The sequence below is a fragment of the Tepidimonas aquatica genome (assembly GCF_007556585.1).
Taxonomy (GTDB): Bacteria; Pseudomonadota; Gammaproteobacteria; order Burkholderiales; family Burkholderiaceae_C; genus Tepidimonas; species Tepidimonas aquatica.
Genome location: NZ_VJNA01000027.1, coordinates 27,501 through 34,659 on the forward strand (window position 1 = coordinate 27,501; position 7,159 = coordinate 34,659).

5 protein-coding genes, 2 rRNA genes and 1 pseudogene (1 of these 8 running past the window's edge) are annotated in these 7,159 nt (G+C 65.6%); 7 read left to right on the forward strand and 1 reads right to left on the reverse strand.

The window, feature by feature from the left end:
• The 7 genes from Taqua_RS10110 to Taqua_RS10140 all read left to right on the forward strand — a co-directional run.
• Window positions 1–1,724: ribosomal RNA gene (locus Taqua_RS10110) — 23S ribosomal RNA — on the forward strand (it extends 1,162 nt beyond the left edge of the window).
• Between the two features lie 156 nt (window positions 1,725–1,880).
• Window positions 1,881–1,995 (forward strand): 5S ribosomal RNA (gene rrf / locus Taqua_RS10115).
• Window positions 1,996–2,099: 104 nt separating this feature from the next.
• The gene (locus Taqua_RS10120; protein WP_144326543.1) at window positions 2,100–3,158 is read left to right on the forward strand and encodes a homocysteine S-methyltransferase family protein; all 1,059 of its coding nucleotides are present in this window, start codon (window positions 2,100–2,102) and stop codon (window positions 3,156–3,158) included.
• A 123-nt stretch (window positions 3,159–3,281) separates the two neighbouring features.
• Entirely contained in the window at window positions 3,282–4,016 is a 735-nt protein-coding gene (locus tag Taqua_RS10125) for a GGDEF domain-containing protein (protein ID WP_144326544.1), read from the forward strand.
• On the forward strand, window positions 4,013–4,867 hold the full coding sequence (locus tag Taqua_RS10130) for a MinD/ParA family protein (protein WP_144326545.1): 855 nt from the start codon (window positions 4,013–4,015) through the stop codon (window positions 4,865–4,867). The genes Taqua_RS10125 and Taqua_RS10130 overlap by 4 nt, the downstream gene beginning before the upstream one ends.
• Window positions 4,868–5,518: 651 nt before the next feature.
• Complete coding sequence (locus Taqua_RS10135) at window positions 5,519–5,923, forward strand: hypothetical protein (protein ID WP_144326546.1); 405 nt, start codon at window positions 5,519–5,521, stop codon at window positions 5,921–5,923.
• Between the two features lie 109 nt (window positions 5,924–6,032).
• Window positions 6,033–6,353 (forward strand): DUF1840 domain-containing protein, encoded by a 321-nt coding sequence (locus tag Taqua_RS10140; RefSeq protein ID WP_144326547.1) that lies wholly within the window; start codon window positions 6,033–6,035, stop codon window positions 6,351–6,353.
• A gap of 27 nt (window positions 6,354–6,380) precedes the next feature.
• On the opposite strand, the pseudogene Taqua_RS10145 reads toward Taqua_RS10140, so the two are convergent.
• A pseudogene (locus tag Taqua_RS10145) lies at window positions 6,381–7,031 on the reverse strand (tripartite tricarboxylate transporter substrate-binding protein); the annotation flags it as partial.
• Window positions 7,032–7,159: the final 128 nt, after the last annotated feature.

Genomic DNA, 7,159 nt, shown 5'->3' on the forward strand with positions numbered 1-7,159 from the left:
CGTGGCAACACGCATGGTAGGAGAGCGTTCCGTAGGCCGCTGAAGGTGGGGTGAGAACCCTGCTGGAGGTATCGGAAGTGCGAATGCTGACATGAGTAGCGTTAAAGCGGGTGAAAAGCCTGCTCGCCGTAAGCGCAAGGTTTCCTACGCAACGTTCATCGGCGTAGGGTGAGTCGGCCCCTAAGGCGAGGCTGAAAGGCGTAGCTGATGGGAAGCAGGTCAACATTCCTGCACCGACTGCAAGTGCGATGTGGGGACGGATCAAGCTAGGTTGAGCCGGCGGTTGGAAGTGCCGGTGGAGGCGGAAGTAGGCGTGCGTTAGGCAAATCCGGCGCACACATACCGAGGCCGTCGCCCGAGTGGGCATGTCCCGCGAAGCAACCGAATGGGGTCCCAGGAAAAGCCACTAAGCTTACAGCTTGCAGTTGACCGTACCGCAAACCGACACTGGTGCGCGAGATGAGTATTCTCAGGCGCTTGAGAGAACTCGGCAGAAGGAACTCGGCAAATTGACACCGTAACTTCGGGATAAGGTGTGCCCTAGTAGCGTGTAGAGAGCATCGAAGCGTGAATGGGTTGCAAAAAATAGGTGGCTGCGACTGTTTACTAAAAACACAGCACTCTGCGAACACGGTAAGTGGACGTATAGGGTGTGACGCCTGCCCGGTGCCGGAAGATTAAGTGATGGGGTGCAAGCTCTTGATCGAAGTCCCGGTAAACGGCGGCCGTAACTATAACGGTCCTAAGGTAGCGAAATTCCTTGTCGGGTAAGTTCCGACCTGCACGAATGGCGTAACGATGGCCACACTGTCTCCTGCCGAGACTCAGCGAAGTTGAAGTGTTTGTGATGATGCAATCTCCCCGCGGAAAGACGGAAAGACCCCATGAACCTTTACTGCAGCTTTGTATTGGACTTTGAACGGATCTGTGTAGGATAGGTGGGAGGCTGAGAAGCGGTGCCGCCAGGTGCCGTGGAGCCGACGTTGAAATACCACCCTGGTGCGTTTGAGGTTCTAACCTGGCCCCCTGAAGCGGGGGTGGGGACAGTGCATGGTGGGCAGTTTGACTGGGGCGGTCTCCTCCTAAAGCGTAACGGAGGAGCACGAAGGTACGCTAGGCACGGTCGGACATCGTGCTGTTAGTGCATAGGCTCTAAGCGTGCTTGACTGCGAGACTGACAGGTCGAGCAGGTGCGAAAGCAGGTCTAAGTGATCCGGTGGTTCTGTATGGAAGGGCCATCGCTCAACGGATAAAAGGTACTCTGGGGATAACAGGCTGATACCGCCCAAGAGTTCATATCGACGGCGGTGTTTGGCACCTCGATGTCGGCTCATCTCATCCTGGGGCTGTAGCCGGTCCCAAGGGTATGGCTGTTCGCCATTTAAAGAGGTACGTGAGCTGGGTTTAAAACGTCGTGAGACAGTTTGGTCCCTATCTTCCGTGGGCGCTGCAGATTTGAGGGAGCCTGCTCCTAGTACGAGAGGACCGGAGTGGACGCACCTCTGGTGTACCGGTTGTCACGCCAGTGGCATCGCCGGGTAGCTATGTGCGGAAGAGATAACCGCTGAAAGCATCTAAGCGGGAAACTCGTCCCAAGATGAGATCTGCCTGGGGGCTTGACCCCCCTGAAGGGTCGTCGTAGACCACGACGTTGATAGGCTGGGTGTGTAAGGGCTGCAAGGCCTTGAGCTAACCAGTACTAATGGCCCGTGAGGCTTGACCCTATAGCTTTGCTAGCCAAGGTGCGGCGCGGCCGCACCAACCACGACGCCGTCTTGGACACTGCCCCAAGGCTGCGACGTCAAGCACTTCGCAACCACACGTTGCCGACTCTATGCAGCGCCTGGCTGAACAACACCCAGCCAGGCCAACCGGTTATGCCTGACGACCATAGCAAGGTGGTCCCACCCCTTCCCATCCCGAACAGGACCGTGAAACACCTTCGCGCCGATGATAGTGCGCCCCCAAGCGCGTGAAAGTAGGTCATCGTCAGGCTGTTATTACCAAGGCAACCCCGGAGTTCTGCAAGAATTCCGGGGCTTTCCTTTTGGGAGCAAGCCAACGGCGCCGCGGCGGCGCGCGCTGGCTCAGGAGCAACCATGCAGCGAACGTACACACGGGGCCAGGGGTTGGTGGAGGCGTTGCGGAAGCGCATCGTCATCATCGACGGCGCGATGGGCACGATGATCCAGCGCTTCAAGCTGGACGAACAGCAGTACCGCGGCGCAGGCGGGCCGAGTGGCCTCGGTCCGCGCTGGGCGCAACACCCGGGTGACCTCAAAGGCAACAACGAGCTGCTGAGCCTGACGCGGCCGGACGTCATCGCCCAGATCCACGAAGGCTACCTGGCGGCCGGCGCCGACATCATCGAAACCAACACCTTTGGCGCGACCACGATTGCGCAGGCCGACTACGGGTTGCAGTCCTGGGCGCGTGAGATGAACCTGGTCTCGGCGGCGTTGGCACGCGCGGCGGCGGACCGCTACAGCACCGCGCAGCGGCCGCGCTGGGTGGCCGGCGCGTTGGGGCCGACGCCGCGCACGGCCAGCATCAGTCCGGACGTCAACGATCCCGGGGCGCGCAATGTCACGTTCGATGAACTGGACGCGGCCTACCATGAGCAGGCGCTGGCGTTGATCGAGGGCGGTGTCGATGTGCTGCTGGTGGAGACCGTGTTCGACACGCTCAACGCCAAGGCGGCGCTGTTTGCGATCGAGCGTGCGTTCGACGCCACCGGCGAGTGTTTGCCGATCATCGTCAGTGGCACTGTCACCGACGCTTCGGGCCGTCTGTTGAGCGGGCAGACGGTGGCAGCGTTTTGGGCCAGTGTGCGTCACGCGCGGCCGTTGGCGGTCGGGTTGAATTGCGCGCTCGGGGCGGCGCTGATGAAGCCGTACATCCAGGAGTTGGCGCGGGTGGCGGCCGACACTTACATCAGCTGTTACCCCAATGCGGGCTTGCCCAACCCGATGAGCGAGACCGGCTTTGACGAAACGCCCGAGGATACAGCGCGGCTGCTGCACACGTTTGCAGTCGAGGGGTTGGTCAATATCGTCGGCGGGTGTTGTGGCACCACGCCCGAGCACATCGCTGCGATCGGGCGGGCGGCGGGGGCGTGCGCGCCGCGGCGCTTGTTCAGCGGCCTGCTGGCGGCCTGACCCCAGCGGCCGGGGGCTGCTTCGGCGTGCACGCAACATCGCACGATGTGCCGCGCATCGTGCGCGGCAGCGGCGCATACAATGGCCGTGGACGCCCGGTTGCGACCGGGCTGGGAAGCCACGATGGATTGGAGCTCGCTGCGCTTGGACCATGTCCGTGCTTTGTTGCGCCAGGCTGGGGTGGTGTTGCCGCCGCCCGAGCAACCGCCGACGCCGCGCGACGTACAGGCGGTGTTGGATGCCCTGTGCGAGCTCAGCGAACACGACGCGCTGACCGGGCTGCCGAACCGGCGTGCGTTCGAGGCGCGGGCGGTGCAGGAGCTCGACCGGGCCAGCCGCGCGGGGGAGACACCGTTGTTGCTGATGGTCGACCTTGACCACTTCAAGCGTATCAACGACGAGTATGGGCATCTGGCCGGTGATACGGTGTTGCAGGCGGCGGCCGACACGTTGCGCGGCACGGTGCGCCCGATGGACACCGTGGCCCGCTTGGGGGGTGAGGAGTTTGCCGTCCTGTTGCCCAACGTCACCCCGGCCCGCGCACAGGCGCTGGCCGAGCGGCTGCGTGCAGCGCTGCAGCGCGCCGTGACGGTGCCCGATGGTCGCACGGTGGCGATTTCCGCCAGTTTGGGCGGGGCGTTTGCCCCGCCGTGGGTGCGCACGACGTTGGCGAACTGGCTGGAGCGGGCCGACCGCCAGCTCTATGAGGCCAAGCGCGGCGGGCGCAACCGTGTGATGATCGAACCGCTGCGCCACGACGAAGTCAGCGCCGAAGAAAAGGATATGCTCTACGGCTTGCTAGGCGGTCCTGCGCCTAGCATCGCAGGGGCCGAACAGGCCGAGCCCGACGTGACATGACCACCAACGCGACCTCCCATTCCGAGCCGACGTCTGCCACCGCGGTGGGCGGCGTCGTGCTGCATCCGTCCAAGGGTAAGGTGATCGCCATCACCAGCGGCAAGGGCGGTGTGGGCAAGACATTTTTGTCGGCCAACCTGGCCGCGGCGCTGACACGGCGGGGGTTGCGCGTGCTGGTGCTGGACGCCGACCTGGGCTTGGCCAACCTCGACGTCGTGCTCAACCTGTACCCCAAGCTGACACTGCATGACGTGTTCACGGGCCGCTGCACGCTGGACGAGGCCATCGTCAAAGCGCCGGGGGGGTTCAGCGTGTTGCTGGCCGGCTCGGGCATGGTCGAGTATTCGCGTCTGACGCCGGAGGTGCGGGAAGACTTTTTGCGCCTGGTGGGGGAGGTGGTGCCGCGCTACGACGTGGTGCTGCTTGACACCGGCGCGGGGATTTCGGACGTGGTGCTGTTCGCTCTGTCGCTGGCCAGTGAGGTGCTGCTCGTGGCCACGCCGGAGCCCACCTCGCTGACCGACGCCTACGCGACGATCAAGGTGCTGGCCACGCAGCAGCGGCGCCGGCTGATCCGTCTGGTGGTCAACCAGGCCGCGCGTCCCGGTGATGGACGCGCGATCACGCAGCAGTTGCAAACGGTGCTCAACCGTTTTGTCGGTGGCGGCCAGGGGGCCGCGGTGCGTTTGGTGCACGTCGGCGACATCCCCGTGGACCCGGCGGTCAAGGAGGCGGTGATGCGACGCCAGTTGCTGTTGGTGCACACGCCGGGCTGCCCCGCCGCGCTGGCAGTGGGCCAGATCGCTGGGCGTCTGGTCGACACGGTGCTGCGTGCCCATGACGCCGCGTGAAGCGACGCCGCCCGGTGCGGCAGGGCCGGGCGAGGCGGCGGTGACGGCGGAACGCTCGCAGCGGCTGGCTTGCCCTGGCGGTGGCGCGCATGTGGGGTTTTCCCGCCGAGCTGCAACGAACCATGGAACGCCCGCGCGGCCCCGTGCCGGCACGGCCGCCCGCCGATCGGGTGGAGTGGCAACGCTGGGCGGCGGCGGCCGGGTCTGATCTGGCCGCCGCTTGGCTGCAAGGCGCACGGGCTGGCAGCGCCCCGGCGCTGGAGCGTCTGGCCAACCGCTACGCCCACCTGGTGGACAAGACGCCTGAGCAGGTCGTGTTGGCCGCGCAGCAGGGGCGCGAGCGTCTGGTCACGCTGGCCAAAGCTGCTGGGCTGCGGTTGAGCGGCGACGCCTGGCGCACCGAGCCGGTGGCCACACCGCGCCCGCCCCCGACCGCGCAGCCCTCTGGGGCTGACCTGCCCAGCGCCGTCGCGCAGGCGAGCAGCGCTGCGCCGCTGGAGGTGCCGCCTGATGCGCCGCCGGCGCTGGTGCTGGCCCAGGGTCTGTTCGATGCCACGGCCGCTTGCTTGGACGGTTTGGCGCCGCATGCGCGGCTTGAGTTGACGCTGGAAATCATGCTGCGGGCCCTGCGGGCGCGGCGCGCCTGGGTGGGTGGCACGCTGCGGCACCGAGCAAGCCGCGCCGGTGGCCTGCCTGGGCTCCCAGGCGGAGGCGCTGCTTGCCCACTACCGCGTGGCTTGCCAGGCGGTGGCCGGGGATGCGCCGGCAGACCTGCTGATCACCCTGGGGCGGATGACGCGCGACAGTTGGCTGCAGGACGTGACGCAGCCGAAGGTGGCGGCGCGTCTGCCGGCGTGGTACCGTGCCGCGTGCGAGCCCGGCACCTCGATGATTGTGTTGCCACTGTGGCGCGGTGAGCGCTGGCTGGGCTGGTTGTACTTGGACGGCCCGGGCATCGTGCTGCCGGAGCTGGGCGGTGTGGAGCGCAACCTGTTGCGTGCCCTGCGCAACCTGGCGGGTTGGGCGTTACTTTCCAATGGGGCGACCGGCAACTGAACGCCACCCACCGCCCGCGCCAACGCAGCCTTGTCGAGGCTGACCCTTGTCAGGCCCGCGGGCAGCCCTTACGATGGGTCTGAACTGGCCACAGGAGAGGTGACAGGCGATGTTGTACCGATTCAAATCCAAAGCCACCGGCGACGTGGTGATGCTGGAGCCCAACGGACGGCAGGTGTTGCAAATCCTCGGCAGGGATCCCGATGGGCCGGGCATCATCATGCCGGAGCAGATACCTGCGGCGATCGAGGCGTTGCGCGCCGCGGTGGAGGCCGAGCAGGCGCGTCGCCGCGAGGAGGCGCAGGCCCAAGGCGAAGAGCCGACCGAGCCGCTGGAGGAACGCGTGCCGCTGCGCGTGCGTGTGGCGCCCTTCATCGAGATGCTGCAGCACTGCCAGCGCGAGGGCTGCGAGGTGGTGTGGGGCGTCTGAGACCACCCCACACCGCGCCGTGGCGCATCAGTCGGCGTACTGGCCGGCGGCGTCGATGACGGTTTTGAGTTTGCTGATTTCGGCCGCCACAAACGCCTTGTGGCCCTCGGGCGTGACGCGCGGGTCACGCGGGCCAGCCACGATGGCCCCCAGGCTGGCCTGCTTTTTCTTGAAGTCGGGGTCTTGCAGCGCGGCGCGCAGCGCCTGGTTGAGCTTTTGCAGCACCGGCGCGGGGGTGCCCTTGGGCGCGTACAGCCCGTGCCAGATGGTGAGGTTGAAATCCTTCAGCCCCATCTCCTGCAGCGTCGGGTAGTGCTTGAGCAACGGGTGGTCCGCCAGCGGTTTGGCGGTGGTGACGGCAAACGCCTTGATGCGGCCAGCTTCGATTTGCTGCGCGGTGTTGGTGGTCTGGTCACACATCACGTCAATGGTGCCGGCGATGAGGTCGTTCATCGCCGGCGCGGTGCCGCGGTAGGCGATGGTGGCCATCGACTTGTCCAGCTTGACCGCGTACTGCCACATGACGCCGCAGATGTGCGACGCCGATCCCAGGCCCGCATGCCCCAGGTTGAGCTTGCCCTGGTTGGCGCGGATGAGGTTTTCGAAATCGCGATAGGTGTTGGCCGGCAGCTGCGGCTTGCCCACCAGCGTCATCGGCACGTCGTTGATGATGCCGAGGCGACGTCCCCCCGCTTTCAGTAGCGGTTCGATCTAGAGTCCGGGTTGGATGGTAGCCGATGCCAGTTGCCTGGCGTAGGCGCTCGGTGTCAGTCCGCCCAATGCCTTCTTGGGTCGCTCCTCGTTGT

Bases quoted from the DNA above. Each gene is read 5' to 3' on its own strand.
- Taqua_RS10120 (WP_144326543.1), top strand. From the start codon at position 2,100: ATGCAGCGAACGTACACACGGGGCCAGGGGTTGGTGGAGGCGTTGCGG.
- Taqua_RS10140 (WP_144326547.1), top strand. From the start codon at position 6,033: ATGTTGTACCGATTCAAATCCAAAGCCACCGGCGACGTGGTGATGCTG.
- Taqua_RS10125 (WP_144326544.1), top strand. From the start codon at position 3,282: ATGGATTGGAGCTCGCTGCGCTTGGACCATGTCCGTGCTTTGTTGCGC.
- Taqua_RS10130 (WP_144326545.1), top strand. From the start codon at position 4,013: ATGACCACCAACGCGACCTCCCATTCCGAGCCGACGTCTGCCACCGCG.